Raw genomic sequence first — 20806 nt, 5'->3', positions numbered from 1 at the left:
AGTGAATGCCTATTTGATGTGCACAGCACAATTAGCCCAGACTTTAATCAATCCGCGTTTTTAACGCAAGGAAAAGCGCACTCGAAGTTACGATAAATCAATTGCCGTCTGGCAATTATGAGCGCAAGGCATTATTCGGCTTGCAAACGTAAAAATAAGCAGATGCAACCTTTGGCAGAGGTGACAATCATTTCAAGCGTAGCAGCAGTCATTGTGGCAGCCGGTCGCGGCGAGCGAGCAGGACAGAGCGTCGAGGGGCCGAAGCAGTATCGGCGCATCGGCGGCGAAGCCGTGCTTGCCCGCACCCTGCGCGCTTTTACCGCCTGCCCGCTGGTCGACAGGATCGTGGTTGTCATCCATCCCGACGATCATGCACTGTACGAACGCGCGTTTCCCGGCGATCACAGCAATGTCCTCGTCGTGGATGGTGGTGCAACCCGGCAGGAATCGACCCGTCTGGGCCTCGTTGCCCTGAAGGAATACGCGCCGCAATATGTGATGATCCATGACGGTGTAAGACCATTCGTCAGTCAGGATTTGCTTGGACGCATCGTCGGGAACCTCACTCCCGATGAAGGCGTACTGCCTGCACTCGCCGTCTCCGACACGCTCAAGCAATCCACCCCCGACGGAACGGTCAAGACCACGGTTCCTCGCGCTGGGCTTTTCGCAGCTCAGACGCCACAAGCATTCCCATATGCGCCTATCTTCGCGGCACACGAGAAAGCCTTCGCGCTTCATCGCTCTGATTTCACGGATGACGCTGCCATTGCCGAATGGCAAGGTATCGCTGTCCGCATCATCGAAGGCTCGGCAGACAATACGAAGCTCACCTGGGCAAAGGATATCGAAATGGCTGATAAGCGCCTGAGGCAGGACCACGTCTCGTTTCCCGACATTCGCACAGGCAATGGCTATGACGTGCATTCGTTTGAGCCGGGCGACCATGTCACTTTGTGCGGCGTCAAAATCCCCCATGAGGCAAAGCTGAACGGACATTCTGATGCGGACGTTGCCCTTCACGCACTGACCGACGCGTTGCTCGCCACGCGTGGCGCGGGCGACATCGGCACGCATTTCCCGCCGTCTGACCCGCAATGGAAGGGCGCAGCCTCGCGCATCTTCGTGGAACATGCGGCCAGTATCGTGCGTGAAGCTGGCGGACGCATTGCCAATGTCGATGTGACGTTGATCAGCGAAGCGCCCAAGGTCGGCCCGCATCGCGCCGCCATGACGGAAGCGCTTTGCGACATGCTGGGCATTGCCGCCGACCGCGTTTCGATCAAGGCGACCACGAACGAGAAACTGGGCTTTATCGGTCGCCGCGAAGGCATTGCGGCGATTGCCACGGCAACCGTGATCTATCCCGGCGAGGTGCCGGAATGAGCAGCCTTATCGCAGAAGAACAGGCTATCGCCGTACTGAATGCCTGCCGCAAGGCGGGCGTAATGATTGCAACGGCGGAATCCTGCACCGGCGGCCTCATCGCCAGTGCGCTTACCGACATTGCGGGATCATCCGATGTCATGGATCGCGGCTTTGTCACCTATTCCAACGAAGCCAAGAATGAAATGATCGGCGTGCCGATGGAATTGATCGGGCGCGTTGGTGCCGTGTCATGCGAAGTGGCGCTGGCCATGGCAGAAGGTGCCCTTGCCCATTCACGCGCAGCTATCAGCGTGGCGGTAACGGGCGTTGCAGGCCCCGGTGGCGGCTCGGAAGAAAAACCAGTCGGCCTAGTGCATATCGCTTCGGCACGGAAAGGCCAGTCAACGCTGCACCGCGAATGTCGCTTTGGCCCCTTGAGCCGTGCGGAAATCCGCCACGCGACGGTTCTGGCCGCACTCGCTCTGGTGCTGGAAAATCTCTCGTCAGATTGATCGAAGTCATACACTTTCGCACCAGTCGCCCTATTCTACCGGTTGGGAACAGAAGCGAGGAGCACAGGCCATGCGTTTTGAGGGCAAGATTGTTATCGTGACCGGTGGAGCAAGCGGGATCGGTGAAGCGACTGTCCGCGCTTTTGTTCGCGAGGGTGCAAAAGTCGTTATCGCCGATCTTTCCGATCATGGACCTGAACTTGCGCGCGAACTTGCAGGGACTACAGAACAGGCGCTTTTCGTCAAAACGGACGTCATGGACAGCAAGGCAGTTCAAGCGCTCATCGCCAAGACTGTGGAAACCTACGGTCGACTCGACGTCATGTTCGCCAATGCGGGCATCGCCGCTGACGGTCCGATTGACGAACTGGACGAAACCGCATGGCAAAGAACTATCGATATCAACCTGACCGGCGTTTATCTATGCGATAAATACGCCATCGATCAGATGCGCTCACAGGGTAGCGGCATAATCGTCAATTGCGGATCAATCCACAGCCATGTCGGCAAATCGGGTGTCACCGCCTACGCGGCAGCAAAGGGCGGCGTGAAACTTCTGACGCAGACACTCGCCATCGATTACGGTGCGCAGAATATCCGCGTGAATGCCGTCTGCCCCGGCTATATCGACACACCTCTTCTGAAAGACATTCCAGACGAAAAGAAACAGGAACTCGTAGCTCTGCACCCGTTAGGTCGTCTGGGACGCGCCGAAGAAGTAGCAAATGTCGTTCTGTTTCTGGCAAGCGACGACGCTTCATTCGTTACTGGAGCCTCCATACTGGTCGATGGCGGCTACACGGCACAGTAACAGCAAAGCCATGGAAAACCGGGGCCTTCTTCAGGCCAGTCCGTAAATCTGATCGGCTCGCTTCTCGAATGCTTCCGAGAATTTCTTGAACGCCAGATCGAACATAGTGCCCATCAACAGGCCAAGCGTGCGGCTTTTGAATTCATAGTCGATGAAAAACTCGACATCGCACTCGCTCCCATCGCCAGCGGGCCGGAATGTCCAGCGATTATCGAGGTAACGAAACGGACCGTCGAGATATTTCACATCGATAGTATCTTCATCGGGCTTGAGAAGCACCTGACTGGTAAATGTCTCACGGATGAGCTTATAACCAACGGTCATGTCAGCGATGAGGAGCGCCTTCCCGTCCCGTTCCTTGCGAGAACGAACCGACAAAGCTTCGCACATAGGCAGAAACTGCGGATATTTTTCTACATCCGCAACGAGGCTGAACATCTGCTCAGCCCGATGATGCACCCGCCTGACGGTCGTAAATTGTGGCATTGTTTACGAAGCCTGTGCCGCAACCTGCGCCTCTCGCGCCGCCCTCAATTTTGCGAAGTCGTCGCCCGCATGATGCGAAGAGCGCGTCAACGGGCTGGAAGCGACGAGAAGGAAGCCCTTCGTCCTGCCAATCGTCTCGAAAGATTTGAATTCGTCAGGCGTGACAAAGCGGATTACCGGATGGTGCTTGCGCGTCGGCTGGAGATATTGGCCGATGGTCATGAAATCCACGTCCGCCGAACGTAGATCATCCATCAATTGAAGGATTTCATTACGCTCCTCGCCCAGCCCCACCATGATACCAGACTTGGTGAAAATGGTCGGGTCGAGTTCTTTCACGCGCTGCAACAGGCGGATCGAATGGAAATAACGCGCGCCGGGACGGACCTTCAGATATTTCGACGGTACCGTTTCCAAATTGTGGTTGAACACGTCGGGCCGCGCCTTGACCACGATTTCAAGCGCGCCTTCCTTACGCAGGAAGTCCGGTGTCAGGATTTCAATCGTCGTTGCAGGTGTTGCCTCACGGATGGCGCGGATGACATCGGCAAAATGCTGCGCGCCGCCATCGGCCAGATCGTCGCGATCAACCGAGGTGATGACCACATGGGTCAGGCCCATCTGTTTGACAGCCTTGGCCAGATTTTCCGGTTCGCTCGGATCGAGCGCGGTTGGGATACCGGTCGAGACATTGCAGAAGGCGCAAGCACGTGTGCAGATTTCGCCCATGATCATGAAAGTGGCGTGCTTCTTTTCCCAGCACTCGCCAATATTCGGGCAACCCGCTTCCTCGCAGACGGTCACAAGCTTGTTGGAGCGGACAATGTCACGCGTTTCGCTATAGCCGCGCGAAACCGGAGCCTTGACCCTGATCCAGTCCGGCTTCTTCTGGATTTCATTGTCGGGGCGATGCGCCTTTTCCGGGTGCCGCAGACGTGCGCTCTGATTGACCGTATCGACAACTGTAACCATGCTGTATCCTGCCTATCCAGAGCGCTTTTGCGGTCATACCCGCAATCGTCTCAATTTGCGCCGGTCTAATCCTTGCCCCCGGCCCTGTCAACTTGGACCATCGGCTATTCAATGCCGGGCAGCCATCCCGAGCGCCCTGAAAACCAGAGCGCAGATAACGCCGAAGACCAGACCGCCGACGCCAAGCGCCAATGTCAGTGTCCAGACGCCATACCAACCGGCAATCGCCGTTCCGTTGACCGATATGGTGTTACCGCTTGAGAGACTCAAGACGCCGGCAAGAAAGCCGAGCGCAAGACCCGTGACGGTAGACCATTTGATCACGGGCCAGGCGGCGCGCCGCCATGGCCCTCCATTTTCGATCAGCGGAATGGTTCACTCCTTATGCGTTCAGGACGCGACCATAGGCGTCGAGAACACTTTCCTTCATCATTTCCGATAATGTCGGATGCGGGAAGACCGAATGCATCAGTTCTTCTTCCGTCGTCTCCAGATTCATCGCAATGACAAAGCCCTGAATGAGTTCCGTCACTTCCGCGCCAACCATATGTGCGCCCAGAAGCTGGCCGGTCTTCTTGTCGAAGATCGTCTTCACGAGGCCCTGATCTTCGCCAAGCGCAATCGCCTTGCCGTTGGCACCAAAAGAATAGCGTCCGACCCGAATGTCAAAGCCCTGTTCCTTAGCCTTGGCTTCCGTCAAGCCAACCGATGCGACCTGCGGATTGCAATAGGTACAGCCCGGAATCTTGCCCTTGTCGAGCGAATGGACATTCGGAAGACCTGCGATCTTTTCGACGCAGATCGTGCCTTCATGCTCGGCCTTGTGTGCCAGCATCGGCGGACCGGCAACGTCGCCAATGGCGTAGATGCCGTCCACATTGGTCTTGCCATAGCCGTCGATGACAACACAACCGCGATCCGTCTTCACGCCCAGCGCTTCAAGGCCAAGATTTTCGATATTGCCCTGAACGCCAACGGCGGAAATCATCCGGTCAACGGTCAGCGTCTGCACCTTGCCGTCCTTGGTTTCAATATGGGCGGTGACGCTGTTTGCGCCCTTCTCCACCTTGGAAACCTTGGCTTCAGTGACAATCTTAAGCCCACGCTTTTCAAGCTGTTTGCGAGCGATGGCGGAGATTTCCGCATCTTCCACCGGCATGATCTGCGGCATGACTTCCACGACCGTCACATCGACGCCCATGTCATGATAGAAGGAGGCAAATTCAATGCCGATTGCGCCCGATCCCATAACCAGCATGGATTTGGGCAGGTCTTGCGGAACCATAGCCTCGAAATAGGTCCAGATCAGCTTGCCATCCGGCTCGATGCCCGGCAGCGCACGCGGACGCGCGCCAGTCGCAACGATAACGTGCTTCGCCTTATAGCTGCCCTCGCCCAGAACGCCTTTCGGCAGCGGATTTTGCGGCAGCATCGGCTGCTTCGACGTTTTACCGACAGAAATTTCCGCCGGATTGGAGCCGGAAGCGCCCTTCACGAGCTTGGCTTCGCCCCAGATCACGTCGATCTTGTTCTTCTTCATAAGAAAGGCAACGCCGCCATTGAGCCGCGCCGAAACACCACGCGAACGTGCAACAACCGCCTTCACGTCAGGCGTGATCTTGCCTTCCAGCGTCAGGCCATAATCCTTGGCATGCTCGCCAAAATGCAGGATTTCCGCCGAACGCAGCAGCGCCTTGGTCGGAATGCAGCCCCAGTTGAGGCAAATACCGCCCAGATGTTCGCGCTCGACGATAGCCGTCTTGAGGCCAAGCTGCGCGGCGCGGATCGCCGTGACGTAACCGCCGGGGCCCGATCCGATAACAATAACGTCGTAAATATCGGCCATAATCTTTTCCTTGCTCTCGAAAGACGAAAGGCCGCGCTGAATATAATCCGGCGCGGCTCGTTCTCGTCAGACCAGCATACCCATCGGGTTTTCGATGTGGCGCTTGAAGGCCTGCGCCAGTTCAGCGGCAAGCGCGCCGTCCACTGCGCGGTGATCGGTGGAAAGTGTGACCGACATGACGGTCGCGACCTTCATTTCGCCCTTCTTCACCACAACGCGTTCCTCGCCCGCGCCGATTGCGAAAATGGTCGCATGCGGCGGGTTGATGATGGCGGCAAAATCCTTGACCCCGAACATGCCGAGGTTCGACACCGAGGTCGAACCACCCTGATATTCCTCAGGCTTCAGCTTGCGGTCGCGCGCGCGCTTCGCCAGATCCTTCATCTCGTTGGAGATGGCGGAAAGTGTCTTCTGCTCCGCATGGCGCACGATTGGCGTGATCAGACCGCCCGGAATGGAAACGGCAACACCAACATCCGAACGCTTGTGCTTGATCATGCCGCCTTCGGTCCAGGAAACATTGGCTTCCGGGATGTCACGCAGCGCCAAAGCGGTTGCCTTGATGATCATGTCATTGACGGAAAGCTTGTAGGCCGGAACTTCGCCCTTTTCCGTCTTGAGCATGGGCGACGCCGCATTGATCTGGGCACGCAGCGCCAGAAGCGCATCAAGCTCGCAATCAATGGTCAGGTAGAAATGCGGAACCGTCTGCTTGGATTCCACCAGACGACGCGCAATGGTCTTGCGCATGCCGTCATGCGGCACGATCTCGTAGGAGCCTTCCTCGAACAGCTTGAGAACGGTATCGTCCGACATCGGCTTTGCGGCAGGTGCGCTGGCCGTCTGCGGCGCTGCGGCGGGAGCTTTTGCGCCACCGGAAGCAATTGCTGCTTCTACGTCGCGCTGAACGACACGGCCATGTGGGCCTGTGCCGTTCACGCTCGCAATATCAAGACCTGCACCCTTGGCAATGCGACGCGCCAGCGGCGATGCGAAGACGCGCTCGCCCTTGGCAACCTGTGCAGCAGCAGGCTGTGCAGCCTGTACCGGAGCGGGAGCAGCAACAGGGGCGGCTTCCTTCTTCGGCTCTTCTTTCGGCGTTTCGGCCTTGGCTTCAGCCTTCGGGGCAGCAGCGCCGCCCTTGGCTGCTTCCGCAACATCCTCACCTTCAGCGGCAAGAATGGCAATCAGCGCATTGACCTTGACACCTTCGGTTCCAGCCGGAACCACGATTTTGGCAACCGTGCCTTCATCGACGGCTTCGACTTCCATCGTGGCCTTGTCGGTTTCGATTTCGGCAATCACATCGCCGGACGAGATCTTGTCGCCTTCCTTGACCAGCCATTTCGACAGGTTGCCTTCTTCCATCGTCGGAGAAAGCGCTGGCATGGTGATATTGATCGGCATGTCCCGTTCCTCCTCAGGCCTTGTAGGTCACGGCTTTCACCGCTTCCACCACTTCGGCAACATTCGGCAGCGCCAGCTTTTCAAGATTGGCGGCGTAAGGCATCGGCACGTCCTTGCCAGCGATGGTCAGGATCGGCGCATCAAGATAATCGAAAGCCTCCTGCATCACGCGGGTAGCGATTTCTGTGCCGACCGACGACTGCGGGAAACCTTCTTCGACAGTCACCAGACGGCCGGTCTTCTTGACCGATTCCACCACGGTCGGAATATCCATCGGGCGGATCGTGCGCAGGTCAATGATTTCGACGTCAATGCCCTGTGCGGCCAGTTCTTCCGCAGCCTTGACGGCATAGGTCATGCCGATACCGAAGGAGACGATGGTCGCATCCTTGCCCTGCTTGTGAACCCGCGCCTTGCCAATCGGCAGCACGAAATCATCGAGTTTCGGCACATCGAAATGATGACCGTAGAGAATTTCGTTTTCGAGGAAGATGACCGGATTGGGATCGCGGATCGCAGCCTTGAGCAGACCCTTGGCGTCGGCCGCCGTGTACGGCATCACGACTTTCAGGCCCGGAATATGGCTATACCATGCCGCATAGCACTGCGAATGCTGGGCGCCAACGCGTGCAGCAGCCCCCGAAGGACCACGGAATACCATCGGCGCACCCATCTGACCGCCCGACATATACAACGTCTTGGCGGCAGAGTTTACGATCTGGTCAATCGCCTGCATGGCAAAGTTGAAGGTCATGAATTCGACAATCGGCTTCAGGCCGGCCATGGCGGCACCGACGCCCACACCGGCAAAGCCATGCTCGGTGATCGGCGTATCGACAACGCGGCGGGCCCCAAATTCATCGAGCAAGCCTTGCGTGATCTTATAAGCGCCCTGATATTCGGCAACTTCTTCACCCATGATGAAGACATTGTCGTCGCGGCGCATTTCTTCGGCCATGGCATCGCGCAGCGCTTCACGCACCGTCATCGAAACCATTTCCGTACCGGCCGGAATATCCGGGTCGGCGGCAACTTCGGTTTTCGGAGCAGCCGGAACGCTGGCCGACGGCTTTTCTTCCGCCTTCGGCGTTTCCTTGACTTCTTCCTTGGGCGCTTCGGCCTTGGCAGCCGGCGCCGAACCGATATCGGAAGCGCTTTCGCCATCGCCAAGCAGCACGGCAATCGGCGTATTGACCTTCACGCCTTCGGTGCCTTCGGCCACGAGAATCTTGCCGATGACACCTTCGTCAACAGCTTCGACTTCCATCGTCGCCTTGTCGGTTTCGATCTCGGCAATCACGTCGCCGGACGTAACCTTGTCGCCTTCCTTTTTCACCCATTTGGAAAGCTTGCCTTCTTCCATCGTCGGAGAAAGGGCGGGCATGAGAATTTCTACGGGCATGACAACACCTTTCCAGAACTTAGAGCAGAATATCCGTGTAGAGCTCGGAAACATCCGGCTCCGGATCGTTTTGAGCGAAATCGGCGGCATCGGCGACAATGTCGCGAACTTGGCGGTCGATTTCCTTCAGCTCTTCTTCTGTTGCCCAGCCCTTGTCGATCAGGCGCTGCTTGACCTGCTCGATCGGATCGTGCTCGGAGCGCATCTTCTGCACTTCTTCCTTGGAGCGATACTTCGCCGGATCGGACATGGAATGCCCGCGATAGCGATAGGTCAGCATTTCAAGAATCAGCGGCCCCTTGCCGGCACGCGCCCAGTCGGCAGCAAATTTCGCAGCCGCCGAAACGGCGCGCACATCCATGCCGTCCACCTGAATGCCGGGAAGATTGAACGACACGCCGCGCTTGGAGAAGTCAGTTTCAGCGGACGAGCGCGAAACGGACGTGCCCATGGCGTAGCGGTTGTTTTCGATGACATAGATCACAGGCAGCTTCCACAGCGAGGCCATGTTGAAGCTTTCATAGACCTGTCCCTGATTGGCCGCGCCATCGCCGAAATAGACGGTCGAGAGATTATCGTTGCCGCGATACCTGTTCGCAAAGGCAAGGCCCGTTCCAAGCGAAACCTGAGCGCCGACGATGCCGTGACCGCCGTAGAAGCCCTTTTCCTTGGAGAACATGTGCATCGAACCGCCCTTGCCCTTGGAGTAACCTCCACGGCGGCCGGTCAGCTCGGCCATCACGCCACGCGCTTCCATGCCGGTCGCCAGCATATGACCGTGATCGCGATAGGACGTGATGATCTGATCGCCCTGCTTCAATGCGGTCTGCATGCCGACGACGACAGCTTCCTGTCCGATATAAAGATGGCAGAATCCACCAATGAAGCCCATGCCATAAAGCTGGCCGGCCTTTTCCTCGAAACGCCGAATCATCAGCATTTCGCGATAGGCTTCCAACTCCTGCTTTTTATCGAAGTTCGCTGGCGCAGGTGCCTTGGGTGCCGTCACAGAAGATGCCTGCATTTTGCCAGCAGGCATCTTTTTAGCCCTCGGTGCCATATCTCGCTCCCTAGTATTGTCGTTCTCTCGTGACGTTATACGGGCATACCACAAGATACAATATGCACCCAGAGCATAGCTGCTATGCCGCCAAGCCCTTAAAAACATATCACAAAAAGAAAATTAACTTGATTTCAGTTAATTCGATCGATCTTCCCTCGAAGTGATAATCGTCACCTCGTCGGGATGGGAGAGATTAAGCGCCCTGCGCGCCTGCTCGTCAAGCATATCCTTTTCGATGGAACCGTCGCGCAAAAGCGTCACTCGCTTTTCCAGCGCATTACGCTCTGCCGTAACCTGATCGAGTTGCCCGGCAAGGAGACTCTTTTGTTCTTCGAGCTGAATGCGAGAATAGAGACCGTACTCTCCGTGATAGGCGTGGAAACCGAAATAGCTCAGAAACGCGACTGTCAAGACAGGCAAGACGAGACGCCCACGGATCGATCTACGCTTCTGCTTGGTCCACATTTCCGCTTCCTTCTCGCCTCTCGGAACAGACTCCCGCCCGAGACCGGCCATAAATCCGAATTCCACCATAAAGCGCGATTTTGCTTAACAGAGATTTACCATGAACCAATACCAGGGATGAACGGACCATAAAAACGGCTCCGCTTTTCGGCCCACGGATGCCATCCGCCTCCTTTTCACCGAAGCACCAATGATAACGGGAAACGAACGCCGACAAGCCCCTCCGGGAAAACCATCTCCCGGAGGGGTACGCATAATTGATCAACTACAAGCTCGGCAAGCGAAGCAACGGGCTCGATCAAATATCGACAATCGTTGAAAATCCGCCAAAGATCATGCGCTTGCCGTCGAAAGGCATCTGGTCGCCCATTGCCTTCATGCGCGGGTCGCTCATCATCTTTTTGTTGGCCGCATCGCGCGTCGCCTTATCGGGATATTCGAACCAGGAGAAAACCACCTCCTCGTCCGGTGTGGCCTGCACCGCACGACGAAAATCCGTCACTTTGCCATCGGGAACGTCGTCGCCCCACGCCTCCACCATCCGAGTGACGCCGAATTCCTTGAACAGTTCCGCAGCCGTTGCTGCATGTTTACGGTAGATTTCCTTGTTTGCCTTCGGAACAGCGACGACAAATCCTTCAATGTAAGCCATTTTCTCTCTCCCGTGAAAGTTTCCCGCCCACGGCGCCATCATGCGAATTCCACGCCGCTCCCTCTAGATTCAACATCATTGCAATAACATTGATATCAATATAGTTACATTAGGTCAAACCCTGATGCCATATCGAGCGCGAAACAAAAAAGGCGGGCCACGAAGCCCGCCTTTAGGGATTTCCAGAAAGGATCAGAGGAATTTCAGAGCGTTACGGCCTGCGTAGCGGGCCTGCTTGCCAAGCTCCTCCTCGATGCGGATCAACTGGTTGTACTTCGCCGTACGGTCGGAGCGAGCCAGTGAACCGGTCTTGATCTGACCGCAATTGGTGGCAACTGCCAGATCGGCAATCGTCGAATCCTCGGTTTCACCCGAACGATGCGACATGACGGCGGTATAACCGGCCTTATGCGCGGTTTCGACAGCGTCGAGCGTTTCCGACAGCGAGCCTATCTGGTTGACCTTGACGAGGATCGAATTGGCAACGCCCATGCGGATACCGTCGCGAAGACGAGCCGAATTTGTTACGAAAAGATCGTCGCCAACCAACTGGCATTTATTGCCAATCAGATCGGTCAGATACTTCCAGCCTTCCCAGTCGTCTTCAGCCATGCCGTCTTCGATGGTGACGATCGGATAATCGCCGACAAGCTTGGCAAGATACTTGGCCTGCGCCTTTGGATCGCGGCTCTTGCGTTCGCCCTCATAGACGTAATTGCCGTCCTTGAAGAATTCGGTCGAAGCGCAATCAAGGCCAAGCGCAATGTCTTCACCCGGTTTGAAACCGGCTTTCTCGATGGATTCCATGATGAAATCGAGTGCTGCCTGCGCGTTTTTCAGGTTCGGCGCAAAGCCGCCTTCATCGCCGACATTGGTGTTGTGACCGGCATCCTTGAGACGCTTCTTGAGCGTATGGAAAACCTCCGAACCGTAACGCACAGCCTCACGGATCGATGAAGCGCCAACTGGCAGAATCATGAATTCTTGAAAGTCGATCGGATTGTCGGCATGGGCGCCACCATTGATGATATTCATCATCGGTACGGGCAGCACATGCGCATTAGCTCCGCCGACATAGCGATAGAGCGGCAGGCCGGTTGCCTGAGCGGCAGCCTTGGCAACAGCCAGCGAAACGCCGAGAATGGCATTGGCGCCAAGATTACCCTTGTTGGCGGAGCCATCAAGATCGATTAGCGTCTGGTCGATCAGCAACTGGCTTTCGGCATCCATGCCGGCGATGGCGTCAAAAATCTTGCCGTTGACGGCTTCCACGGCCTTTTCCACACCCTTGCCAAGATAGCGGCTGCCACCGTCACGCAATTCGACGGCTTCGTGTGCGCCGGTCGATGCGCCGGACGGAACCGCGGCACGGCCGAAAGAGCCATCTTCAAGCACCACGTCCACTTCGACGGTCGGATTGCCGCGGCTGTCAAGAATTTCGCGGCCGACGATGTCGATGATTGCAGTCATAGGAGCCAGTCCTTCCCTATAGATCTCGCCCCGCGTCATGCGCGGAGCTGCTAAACAAATCCGATGCGAGCCTTCAATACCGAAACAAAAGGCGGAGGAAAATCCCCCGCCTCTCACAATTACCCTTGAATTTTTACATTCCCTTGGCGATGCGATCAAAAGCGATCAGTTTTTCCAGCAAAACGGGCATCTTGTCGATCGGAACCATGTTCGGCCCGTCCGACGGAGCATTGTCCGGGTCCTGATGGGTTTCGATGAACAGCCCGGCCACGCCGACGGCCACGGCAGCGCGCGCCAGTGTTTCCACGAATTCACGCTGCCCACCCGTTGAACCGCCCTGCCCGCCTGGCTGCTGAACCGAATGAGTGGCGTCAAACACTACTGGCGAACCGAAGCCGGCCATGATCGGCAATGCGCGCATGTCGGAGACAAGCGTATTGTAGCCGAATGAAGCGCCGCGCTCGGTAGCCATCACATTGGGATTGCCGCTCTCGGTGATCTTGGCCAGAACGTTCTTCATATCCCACGGCGCCAGAAACTGGCCCTTCTTGACGTTGATCACGCGGCCGGTTTTGGCGGCAGCAATCAGAAGATCAGTTTGACGGCACAGGAAAGCCGGAATCTGGAGCACATCGACGACGGGCGCAACCTCGGCGCATTGTTCCTCGGTGTGAACATCAGTCAGAACCGGAAAGCCGAATTCCTTCTTCAGATCGCTGAAAACTTCCAGCGCTTTTTCGATACCGATACCACGCTCTGCCTTCAGAGACGTGCGGTTGGCCTTGTCGAAGCTCGACTTATAGACGAGCCCGATGCCCAACCTATCGGTCATTTCCTTCAAACGGCCCGCCATATCGAAAGCGTGCTGGCGTGTTTCCATCTGGCACGGACCCGCAATCAATGCGAATGGCGCACTGTTGGAAAAAGTGACATTACCGATTTTAACGGAGGAATTGGCGGTCGCCATCATGAACCTCGAATCCTTGCACCTGTTCAGGCGCTTTATCTGGCGTGCAACGGCTTCAAAAACAAGGCCGCAAAACAAATACGCGCCCCTGAAGGGCGCGTATTATCTTATACAAGCCGGCTTTGTTCGATTGCCGCCTCGATGAACGAGGCGAAGAGCGGATGCGGCTCAAACGGGCGCGATTTCAGTTCCGGATGGTACTGAACGCCAATGAACCACGGATGATCGGGATATTCGACAGTTTCCGGCAACACGCCGTCCGGCGACATGCCTGCGAAATTGAGACCAGCCCCTTCGAGGCGATCCTTATAGTCGATATTGACCTCATAACGATGCCGGTGGCGTTCGTGAATATCGGTAGACCCATAGATTTCCGCGATCTTCGAGCCCGACTTCAGCGCTGCCTCGTAAGCACCAAGACGCATCGTTCCACCCAGATTACCCGCAGCCGCGCGCTTTTCGAGCATATTGCCCTTGAGCCATTCGGTCATCAGGCCAACAACCGGTTCTTTCGTCGGACCAAACTCGGTGGAAGAAGCATTTTCAATTCCGACCAGGTTACGCGCCGCTTCGATACAGGCCATCTGCATACCGAAGCAAATGCCGAAATAGGGCACCTTGCGTTCGCGGGCGAATTTCGCAGCGAGAATTTTGCCTTCTGCACCGCGTTCGCCGAAACCGCCCGGCACGAGAATGCCGTGCACCTTTTCCAGATAAGGAGCCGGATCTTCGCTTTCAAAGACTTCCGCCTCGATCCAGTCGAGATTGACCTTGACCTTATTGGCCAGACCGCCGTGATGCAGCGCCTCGATCAGCGACTTATAGGCATCCTTCAGGCCGGTATATTTGCCGACAACGGCGATGGTGACTTCGCCTTCCGGATTATGCAGGCGATTGGAAACCTCCTGCCAGCGGTCCATGCGCGGCTTGGGCGCCGGATCAATACCGAAAGCCGCCAGCACTTCGGAATCAAGACCTTCCTTGTGATAGGCAATTGGCACATCATAGATGGTCGCCACATCAAGTGCCTGAATGACCGCACTTTCACGCACATTACAGAACAACGAGAGTTTGCGACGTTCCGACTCAGGAATCTCGCGATCAGCGCGGACCAGAAGGATATCCGGCGCAATGCCGATAGAACGCAGTTCCTTAACGGAATGCTGGGTCGGCTTGGTCTTCAATTCGCCCGCAGCCGGGATATAGGGCATCAGCGTCAGATGGATATAAACTGCCGTGCCACGCGGCAACTCGTTGCCGAGCTGGCGGATCGCTTCGAGGAACGGCATGGCTTCGATATCGCCGACCGTACCGCCTATCTCGCACAGCACGAAATCATAATCGTCATTGCCTTCGAGGACAAAATTCTTGATCTCGTCGGTCACATGCGGAATGACCTGAACCGTCGCACCGAGATAATCGCCGCGGCGTTCCTTTTCGATGATGTTGCGGTAAATGCGACCGGTGGTGATATTGTCCTGCTGGTTTGCTGGACGACCGGTGAACCGCTCGTAATGACCGAGATCAAGGTCGGTTTCGGCACCATCGTCAGTAACGAACACCTCACCATGCTGGTAAGGCGACATCGTGCCGGGATCGACATTCAGATAAGGGTCGAGTTTACGGATACGCACGCGGTAACCACGTGCCTGAAGGAGTGCAGCCAGTGCTGCGGCAGCTATGCCTTTTCCAAGGGAAGAAACCACGCCGCCAGTGATGAATACATATCGCGCCATGGGCTTATCTCGTTAGACTTTCCTGATTGATTCCGCCACAAAAAAATGCTTCCCGGCGGCATTTTTTTGCCGGGGTCAGGCGAAAATCGTCGTTGCACAAAGAAAAACCGGAGCCAGAAACCCCGGAGCGAATACGTCAGTCATTCTCTAGCGCCCCTATTCCCAGAAAGCCACGTCGAAGCTCGAAATCCACAGCTTCCGCTTCCTGAAACAGTCAAACGCAAAAGAAAAGGCCGGACTCGATGAGCCCAGCCTCATTCAGATAGTTGCCCGTGAATTAAAGTACAACCACTTCCGTACCAAGACCGACACGCTCGTACAGATCCATGACATCTTCATTGATCATGCGGAAGCAACCGTTGGAAGCCGAGCTGCCGATAGTCCATGGCTGCACCGTGCCGTGAATGCGAATGTAGGTGTCCTTATTGCCCTGGAAGAGGTACATCGCGCGTGAACCGAGCGGGTTGCCCGGACCACCATCCATGCCGTTCTTGAAACGTCCATAGTGAGCCGGATCGCGCTCGATCATTTCCTTGGTCGGGATCCAGCGTGGCCATTCGCGCTTGGCGTTGATCGTAGCCTTGCCCTGAAACTCGAGTCCCTGTTTGCCAACGGCGATGCCGTAACGGCGGGCAGTCGTGGACGTTTCTACGAGGTAGAGAAAGCGCTTCTTCGGATCGATAACAATCGTACCCGGCTTGTAGCCTGTGAAAGCCACGTCCTGCGGACGGAACTTCGGATCAATATTATACTTGTTCGCCTTGACCGTATTGCCGCTTTTGGAAGCCTTCTTCTTTTTCTTCGGCTTTTCCGGGTTGGCTTTGGTTTCGCTTGAAAGCGCAACCTGCTGAACCGACGCAGCGGCTTGGTTGAGCTGCGCTTCAGCATTTATCGGCGACGCGGCAAATGCCGGAGCGGTCGCTCCAATGCAGAAGCCAGCAACACCGGCAATCAGAATACGGCGTGAAAACATGATCGGGTCCCGAAAATTCAAGCACAAAGGAAACAGCCTGCCACAATGAGCGACAAGTCAGGCTTTTGCATTCCTTACTTCAAAGCCTTCTCGTTCTCAATTCACCGCCGCAGTTTCGCATTGCGATTCGCGGCCGCGTATTGCCTGACTGCAACACTTTGTGGCCTCACGGTTAACAAAAAGAAAACCGGCCTCAAGGGCCGGTTTTGCAATTCACGCCATGTCATCAGCTATTACTGTGAACTTGGAACCGGATTGGCTGGAGTTTCAGGAACTGCCGGAGCCTGCGGCTGCGTAGCATCAGGAGCCGCTGGCGCGGCCTCATTGGTGTTGGTGCGCGAGGATTCGCCGCCAAGCTGGTTGAGAATTCCGCCACCATTACCGCCAGCCGGGGCCGTCTGACCATCGGTTGCCGCCGGAATACGGTTCAGAATGTCCGTCGGCTTTTCGCCATAACGCGCCATGATACCGAGGATCAGCGACGTAGCGAAGAAGCCGATGGCAAGGATCGCCGTGGTGCGGGTCAACGCGTTTGCCGCGCCACGTGCCGTCATGAACCCCGAACCGCCGCCGATGCCAAGGCCGCCGCCTTCCGAACGCTGGATGAGCACAACGCCGACAAGCGCCAGCACGATCAACAAATGAATGACAATGAGTACGGTCTGCATGGGTTACGGTCTTTATATCCCTAAAACTAGAGCGGCTCTTTACACGCTATTATCCGATAATCCAAGCCCCATGGCCAAGATAGGCGGAGCGATTTACCGGTTACAAATTTCGATAGGTCTCGCATATGGCGAGAAAATCGGTTGCCTTCAAGCTTGCTCCGCCAACAAGTGCACCGTCGACATCCGCAATGCCGAGCAATTCGGCGGCGTTGGAAGGCTTGACGGAACCGCCATAGAGAAGCCGCAGATGCGCGCCCTTGGCGCCAAAACGTTCGATCAGCTGTTCACGCATAAAAGCATGCGCGGCACGAACATCCTGAACCGTGGGGGTAAGGCCCGTGCCGATAGCCCACACCGGCTCATAAGCGATAATGGTGTTCTCGGCATTTACATTGTCCGGCAAGGACCCGGCGAGCTGTTTGCCGATGACATCGAGCGTAAGCTCGGCCTTGCGCTCATCGGCGGTTTCACCGACACAAACGATAGCAACCAGACCCGCCGCCCATGCCGCTTCGGTCTTGGCGTGAACAGTCTCATTGCTTTCGTGATGATCGGTCCGACGCTCGGAATGGCCGATAATGACATGCGACGCGCCCGCTTCCTTAAGCATCTCGGACGAAACGTCGCCGGTATGCGCGCCCGATACCTTATGGTGTGCGTCCTGACCTCCGAGACCGACCGTTTCGCCTTCAAGCGTTTCCGCTGCGCGAGAAAGGAGCGTCGCTGGCACACAGACGACAGCATCGAGCTTACGGCCGAGATCGGAGCTCAGTCCGGCGGCGATAGCGCGCAATTCGGTCAGGGATTCCCCTGTACCATTCATCTTCCAGTTGCCAGCAACCAGCGGACGGATTCCCGGAGTCATTTCATTCTCCTCGCCTGTTTAAAACAGCAGGCGCGGCCGCACTCCCGAAGCAGACCAGCGCCAAATTTTGCCACTGACTAAGCGTATTCGTGCTGCAATGCAAATGTTCTTGGGCCTCCATATGCAATGAGACCTTGCATATGGGGCTTGCTTGAGGTTATCCCCTGACTGGCTCAATTTATAAAATCCGAGCTTCGATTTGTTCTTGAAGGGTTTCCAATGCTCGACAGCCTGCGTTCCGCCGCTCAATCCTGGGTCGCCAAACTTCTGCTTGGCCTGCTTGTTCTGAGCTTTGCAGTCTGGGGCATCTCCGATGTCTTCCGCGGCAGCCTTGCGGGCAATGCCGCCCTGATCGCAGGCGGTTCTGAAGTGAGTGCCACCGATTATCGTTTTGCCTATGAACAGCAGATGATGCGCCTGTCGCAGCAGTTCCGCCAAAGGCTGACACGCGAACAGGCAAAAGCCATAGGCGTCGAAAATCAGGTCCTCTCCCAGCTTGCCGCTGGCGTTGTGCTGGATGAAGGCGCGCGCAACATGCAACTCGGCCTGTCGAAGGACGGAATTGCCCGCCTGACTGCGGAAGACCCGGCTTTTCACGATGCAGGCGGCAATTTCAATCGCGCCCAGTTCGATGCGGTGCTGCGCCAGTCAGGCATTCGCGCGCAGGACTATCTCGAAAACCGCGCCAAAGTGGCTCGTCGCCAGCAGATCGTTGAAGCGGCAACCGATGGGATGAAACTTCCGAACGCGGCCCTCAAGGCATTGGCGCTCCATCAGGGCGAAACCCGTAGCGTCGACTATGTGACCATTCAGGCCGAAAAGGCCGATGCCGTCCCTGCCCCTGCAGACGACGTGCTCAAAGCTTATTTCGATGAACATAAGGACGAATACAAGGCGCCCGAATACCGCAAAATCACCTATGTGAAACTGGAACCGGCTGACATTGCCGATCCGGCCGCCGTCACACAGGACGAAATCAGCGAATATTTCGAGAAGAACAAGGATCGCTTCAGCACGGTCGAGAAGCGGACCATCGAACAGCTCAATTTTGCGGACGATGCAGCCGCTGAAGCAGCGCACCAGAAGATCGCCGCCGGTACGAGCTTCGTCGATATCGGCAAGGAACAGGGCAAAACCGAAGACGATCTGAAACTTGGCACTTTCGAGAAATCCGCCATTCCCGATCAGGCAATGGCTGAAGCGGCATTTGCGCTTTCGGAAAACGGTGTGAGTCCTGTCGTTAAAGGCAGCTTCGGCCCCGTGATCCTGCGTGTGACCCGGATCGAGCCTGCTCATGTAAAGGCGCTTTCCGAAGTGGAAGGCGAAATTCGCACGACGCTGGCAAACAATATCGCCGCGAGCAGCATCAACGACATTCATGATTCCTATGAACAGGAACGTTCCGATGGCGCTTCAATGACGGATGTTGCAAAGAAACTTAGCCTCAAATCCGTCACGGTCGAGGCTGTCGACGCCGAAGGCAACGATCCTTCCGGCAATCCTTCACAGTTGCCGAACGCCGAGGCATTGCTCACCGCTGCCTTCCAGGCCGATCAGGGATTTGACAATAATCCGCTCACCATGGGCACTATCGGCTACCTCTGGTATCAGGTCGACGGTATCACGCCCGCTCGTGACCGTACGCTTGACGAAGTCACGGACAAGGTCGTGGCTGCATGGAAGGGTGAAGAGGCTGTGAAGCGCCTCAATCAGCGTGTGGACGAACTGAAGAAGCGTCTCGATGGCGGTGCGACACTTGAAACCATCGCTACCGAACTAGGCACTGAAAAGCAGACCAAGCGCGGCGTAATCCGCTCCACCAATGATGCCGATATCGGAACGGCTGCCGCTGCGCAGATATTCCGTGGTCCGATTGACTTCACCGGCAGTGCAGCTGCACCGTCGGATGATGCACAGATTCTTTTCAAGGTAACGGAAGTGACCGAACCCGCCGCAACGGGGCCGGAAGCCATTCCGGAACAGCAGCAGAAATATCTGGCGACCTCGCTATCGGACGATGTTCTTGAACAACTCGTCGGAGAACTGCAGAAGCAGTATCCAGTGAAGATAAACCAGACCGTCATCAACAACGCCTTGGCGTTTTAAGGCTGGTGGATATCCAAATGGCTGATCTAAAACCGTATATTGCGAAAGCCGCATCCGGTGAGCCGCTTTCGCTGGAAGATTCCAAAGCCGCCTTCGACATCATGATGTCAGGCCAGGCGACGCCATCGCAGATCGGTGGATTTCTGATGGCATTGCGTGTGCGCGGTGAAACCGTGCCGGAAATCGCTGGCGCCGTGTCTTCAATGCGCGCCCGTATGCTGCCGGTCAAGGCGCCCGCCGACGCAATTGATATTGTCGGGACCGGAGGCGACCAGTCCGGGTCCTACAATGTCTCAAGTTGCTCCGCCTTCGTCGTTGCAGGCGCCGGTGTTCCGGTTGCCAAGCATGGCAATCGCGCGCTTTCCTCACGGTCCGGCGCGGCAGACGCCCTTGCTGCACTCGGCATCAATATCGAAGCCGATGCGGACACCATCGGGCGCAGCATCGCGGAAGCGGGCCTTGGCTTCATGTTTGCGCCTATGCATCACTCCGCCATGCGTCATGTCGGGGCCTCCCGCGTGGAGCTTGGCACCCGCACCATCTTTAATCTGCTTGGACCACTTTCCAACCCTGCCAGCGTAAAGCGCCAACTGGTCGGAGTGTTTGCCCCGCAATGGGTCACACCGCTGGCTCAGGTGCTTAAGGAACTCGGCTCCGAATCTGCCTGGGTTGTATATGGAGACGGACTGGACGAAATGACTACCGCAGGTACCACACAGGTCGCGGCCTTGGAAAACGGTACCATTCGGACCTTTGAAATCACACCGGAAGAGATCGGCCTCCGGCGCTGTGATCCGGCGGAACTCAAGGGCGGTGAAGCTTCGGTGAATGCGGTCGCCTTGCTGGGTGTTCTCGAAGGCAAGAAAAATGCCTACCGGGATATTGTTCTGCTCAATTCCGGTGCCGCACTTGTTGTTGCCGGCAAGGCGGCGGACGTAAAGGATGGCATTGCGATGGCATCGCAGTCAATCGACAGCGGTGCGGCGCTCGCCGTCTTGCAGAAGGTGATTGCCGTTTCGAACGATAAAGCGGCCTGA

At 56.5% G+C, this 20806-nt stretch carries 20 protein-coding genes; 5 read left to right on the top strand and 15 right to left on the bottom strand.

Going from position 1 to position 20806, the window contains the following annotated elements; genetic code table 11:
* Nucleotides 1–162: 162 nt before the first annotated feature.
* The 3 genes from FHS76_RS08350 (at nucleotide 163) to FHS76_RS08340 (ending at nucleotide 2691) form a co-directional block, all read left to right on the top strand.
* Nucleotides 163–1386, top strand: a complete 1224-nt coding sequence (locus tag FHS76_RS08350) for a bifunctional 2-C-methyl-D-erythritol 4-phosphate cytidylyltransferase/2-C-methyl-D-erythritol 2,4-cyclodiphosphate synthase (RefSeq protein WP_183650648.1) — start codon at nucleotides 163–165, stop codon at nucleotides 1384–1386.
* On the top strand, nucleotides 1383–1880 hold the full coding sequence (locus FHS76_RS08345; RefSeq protein ID WP_183650645.1) for a CinA family protein: 498 nt from the start codon (nucleotides 1383–1385) through the stop codon (nucleotides 1878–1880). The genes FHS76_RS08350 and FHS76_RS08345 overlap by 4 nt, the downstream gene beginning before the upstream one ends.
* A gap of 70 nt (nucleotides 1881–1950) precedes the next feature.
* Nucleotides 1951–2691, top strand: coding sequence for an SDR family NAD(P)-dependent oxidoreductase (locus FHS76_RS08340; RefSeq protein ID WP_183650642.1), 741 nt, complete (start codon nucleotides 1951–1953; stop codon nucleotides 2689–2691).
* 30 nt (nucleotides 2692–2721) lie between these two features.
* Here FHS76_RS08340 and FHS76_RS08335 read toward each other — a convergent pair whose 3' ends face one another.
* The 15 genes from FHS76_RS08335 to tpiA all read right to left on the bottom strand — a co-directional run bounded on the left by FHS76_RS08335 (nucleotide 2722) and on the right by tpiA (nucleotide 17663).
* Nucleotides 2722–3177 carry a type II toxin-antitoxin system RatA family toxin gene (locus FHS76_RS08335; RefSeq protein ID WP_183650641.1) on the bottom strand — a complete coding sequence of 152 codons (456 nt, stop codon included), beginning with the start codon at nucleotides 3175–3177 and terminating at the stop codon, nucleotides 2722–2724.
* A gap of 3 nt (nucleotides 3178–3180) precedes the next feature.
* The gene (lipA, locus tag FHS76_RS08330; RefSeq protein ID WP_183650638.1) at nucleotides 3181–4149 is read right to left on the bottom strand and encodes a lipoyl synthase; all 969 of its coding nucleotides are present in this window, start codon (nucleotides 4147–4149) and stop codon (nucleotides 3181–3183) included.
* Nucleotides 4150–4257: 108 nt separating this feature from the next.
* A complete protein-coding gene (locus FHS76_RS08325) occupies nucleotides 4258–4473 on the bottom strand; it encodes a hypothetical protein (RefSeq protein ID WP_183650970.1) in 216 nt (71 codons plus the stop codon).
* A gap of 58 nt (nucleotides 4474–4531) precedes the next feature.
* Entirely contained in the window at nucleotides 4532–5995 is a 1464-nt protein-coding gene (gene lpdA, locus FHS76_RS08320; RefSeq protein ID WP_183650634.1) for a dihydrolipoyl dehydrogenase, read from the bottom strand.
* A gap of 66 nt (nucleotides 5996–6061) precedes the next feature.
* A complete protein-coding gene (locus tag FHS76_RS08315) occupies nucleotides 6062–7402 on the bottom strand; it encodes a pyruvate dehydrogenase complex dihydrolipoamide acetyltransferase (RefSeq protein WP_183650632.1) in 1341 nt (446 codons plus the stop codon).
* A 13-nt stretch (nucleotides 7403–7415) separates the two neighbouring features.
* Nucleotides 7416–8804 carry a pyruvate dehydrogenase complex E1 component subunit beta gene (locus FHS76_RS08310; protein ID WP_183650629.1) on the bottom strand — a complete coding sequence of 463 codons (1389 nt, stop codon included), beginning with the start codon at nucleotides 8802–8804 and terminating at the stop codon, nucleotides 7416–7418.
* Between the two features lie 19 nt (nucleotides 8805–8823).
* The gene (gene pdhA / locus FHS76_RS08305; protein WP_183650626.1) at nucleotides 8824–9864 is read right to left on the bottom strand and encodes a pyruvate dehydrogenase (acetyl-transferring) E1 component subunit alpha; all 1041 of its coding nucleotides are present in this window, start codon (nucleotides 9862–9864) and stop codon (nucleotides 8824–8826) included.
* A 138-nt stretch (nucleotides 9865–10002) separates the two neighbouring features.
* Nucleotides 10003–10332, bottom strand: a complete 330-nt coding sequence (locus tag FHS76_RS08300) for an FtsB family cell division protein (protein ID WP_183650623.1) — start codon at nucleotides 10330–10332, stop codon at nucleotides 10003–10005.
* A gap of 298 nt (nucleotides 10333–10630) precedes the next feature.
* On the bottom strand, nucleotides 10631–10984 hold the full coding sequence (locus FHS76_RS08295) for a DUF1428 domain-containing protein (RefSeq protein ID WP_183650620.1): 354 nt from the start codon (nucleotides 10982–10984) through the stop codon (nucleotides 10631–10633).
* A 192-nt stretch (nucleotides 10985–11176) separates the two neighbouring features.
* Nucleotides 11177–12454, bottom strand: a complete 1278-nt coding sequence (gene eno, locus FHS76_RS08290) for a phosphopyruvate hydratase (RefSeq protein WP_183650618.1) — start codon at nucleotides 12452–12454, stop codon at nucleotides 11177–11179.
* A 133-nt stretch (nucleotides 12455–12587) separates the two neighbouring features.
* On the bottom strand, nucleotides 12588–13421 hold the full coding sequence (gene kdsA / locus FHS76_RS08285; protein ID WP_183650956.1) for a 3-deoxy-8-phosphooctulonate synthase: 834 nt from the start codon (nucleotides 13419–13421) through the stop codon (nucleotides 12588–12590).
* A gap of 107 nt (nucleotides 13422–13528) precedes the next feature.
* Nucleotides 13529–15157 carry a CTP synthase gene (locus FHS76_RS08280; RefSeq protein ID WP_183650614.1) on the bottom strand — a complete coding sequence of 543 codons (1629 nt, stop codon included), beginning with the start codon at nucleotides 15155–15157 and terminating at the stop codon, nucleotides 13529–13531.
* 277 nt (nucleotides 15158–15434) lie between these two features.
* Nucleotides 15435–16130, bottom strand: coding sequence for a L,D-transpeptidase (locus tag FHS76_RS08275; RefSeq protein WP_183650611.1), 696 nt, complete (start codon nucleotides 16128–16130; stop codon nucleotides 15435–15437).
* 233 nt (nucleotides 16131–16363) lie between these two features.
* Nucleotides 16364–16798 carry a preprotein translocase subunit SecG gene (gene secG / locus FHS76_RS08270; RefSeq protein WP_183650608.1) on the bottom strand — a complete coding sequence of 145 codons (435 nt, stop codon included), beginning with the start codon at nucleotides 16796–16798 and terminating at the stop codon, nucleotides 16364–16366.
* 100 nt (nucleotides 16799–16898) lie between these two features.
* Nucleotides 16899–17663, bottom strand: a complete 765-nt coding sequence (gene tpiA / locus FHS76_RS08265; RefSeq protein WP_183650605.1) for a triose-phosphate isomerase — start codon at nucleotides 17661–17663, stop codon at nucleotides 16899–16901.
* A 219-nt stretch (nucleotides 17664–17882) separates the two neighbouring features.
* Here tpiA and FHS76_RS08260 point away from each other — a divergent pair, with 219 nt between their 5' ends.
* Both FHS76_RS08260 and trpD read left to right on the top strand, forming a co-directional pair.
* Nucleotides 17883–19769 carry a peptidyl-prolyl cis-trans isomerase gene (locus tag FHS76_RS08260; protein ID WP_183650602.1) on the top strand — a complete coding sequence of 629 codons (1887 nt, stop codon included), beginning with the start codon at nucleotides 17883–17885 and terminating at the stop codon, nucleotides 19767–19769.
* Nucleotides 19770–19786: 17 nt separating this feature from the next.
* Nucleotides 19787–20806 (top strand): anthranilate phosphoribosyltransferase, encoded by a 1020-nt coding sequence (gene trpD / locus FHS76_RS08255; protein ID WP_183650599.1) that lies wholly within the window; start codon nucleotides 19787–19789, stop codon nucleotides 20804–20806.

Origin of the sequence: Brucella daejeonensis (assembly GCF_014199265.1) — a bacterium.
Taxonomy (GTDB): domain Bacteria; phylum Pseudomonadota; class Alphaproteobacteria; order Rhizobiales; family Rhizobiaceae; genus Brucella; species Brucella daejeonensis.
This window is presented reverse-complemented; position numbering and strand designations above follow the sequence as displayed.

What these genes read in the sequence shown, in the direction of transcription:
- lipA (WP_183650638.1), bottom strand. Translation starts at nt 4,149, where the DNA reads ATGGTTACAGTTGTCGATACGGTCAATCAGAGCGCACGTCTGCGGCAC.
- FHS76_RS08295 (WP_183650620.1), bottom strand. Translation starts at nt 10,984, where the DNA reads ATGGCTTACATTGAAGGATTTGTCGTCGCTGTTCCGAAGGCAAACAAG.
- FHS76_RS08300 (WP_183650623.1), bottom strand. Translation starts at nt 10,332, where the DNA reads ATGTGGACCAAGCAGAAGCGTAGATCGATCCGTGGGCGTCTCGTCTTG.
- FHS76_RS08345 (WP_183650645.1), top strand. Translation starts at nt 1,383, where the DNA reads ATGAGCAGCCTTATCGCAGAAGAACAGGCTATCGCCGTACTGAATGCC.
- kdsA (WP_183650956.1), bottom strand. Translation starts at nt 13,421, where the DNA reads ATGGCGACCGCCAATTCCTCCGTTAAAATCGGTAATGTCACTTTTTCC.
- FHS76_RS08275 (WP_183650611.1), bottom strand. Translation starts at nt 16,130, where the DNA reads ATGTTTTCACGCCGTATTCTGATTGCCGGTGTTGCTGGCTTCTGCATT.
- FHS76_RS08280 (WP_183650614.1), bottom strand. Translation starts at nt 15,157, where the DNA reads ATGGCGCGATATGTATTCATCACTGGCGGCGTGGTTTCTTCCCTTGGA.
- FHS76_RS08310 (WP_183650629.1), bottom strand. Translation starts at nt 8,804, where the DNA reads ATGCCCGTAGAAATTCTCATGCCCGCCCTTTCTCCGACGATGGAAGAA.
- FHS76_RS08260 (WP_183650602.1), top strand. Translation starts at nt 17,883, where the DNA reads ATGCTCGACAGCCTGCGTTCCGCCGCTCAATCCTGGGTCGCCAAACTT.
- trpD (WP_183650599.1), top strand. Translation starts at nt 19,787, where the DNA reads ATGGCTGATCTAAAACCGTATATTGCGAAAGCCGCATCCGGTGAGCCG.
- tpiA (WP_183650605.1), bottom strand. Translation starts at nt 17,663, where the DNA reads ATGACTCCGGGAATCCGTCCGCTGGTTGCTGGCAACTGGAAGATGAAT.
- secG (WP_183650608.1), bottom strand. Translation starts at nt 16,798, where the DNA reads ATGCAGACCGTACTCATTGTCATTCATTTGTTGATCGTGCTGGCGCTT.
- FHS76_RS08315 (WP_183650632.1), bottom strand. Translation starts at nt 7,402, where the DNA reads ATGCCGATCAATATCACCATGCCAGCGCTTTCTCCGACGATGGAAGAA.
- lpdA (WP_183650634.1), bottom strand. Translation starts at nt 5,995, where the DNA reads ATGGCCGATATTTACGACGTTATTGTTATCGGATCGGGCCCCGGCGGT.
- FHS76_RS08340 (WP_183650642.1), top strand. Translation starts at nt 1,951, where the DNA reads ATGCGTTTTGAGGGCAAGATTGTTATCGTGACCGGTGGAGCAAGCGGG.
- eno (WP_183650618.1), bottom strand. Translation starts at nt 12,454, where the DNA reads ATGACTGCAATCATCGACATCGTCGGCCGCGAAATTCTTGACAGCCGC.
- FHS76_RS08335 (WP_183650641.1), bottom strand. Translation starts at nt 3,177, where the DNA reads ATGCCACAATTTACGACCGTCAGGCGGGTGCATCATCGGGCTGAGCAG.
- FHS76_RS08350 (WP_183650648.1), top strand. Translation starts at nt 163, where the DNA reads ATGCAACCTTTGGCAGAGGTGACAATCATTTCAAGCGTAGCAGCAGTC.
- pdhA (WP_183650626.1), bottom strand. Translation starts at nt 9,864, where the DNA reads ATGGCACCGAGGGCTAAAAAGATGCCTGCTGGCAAAATGCAGGCATCT.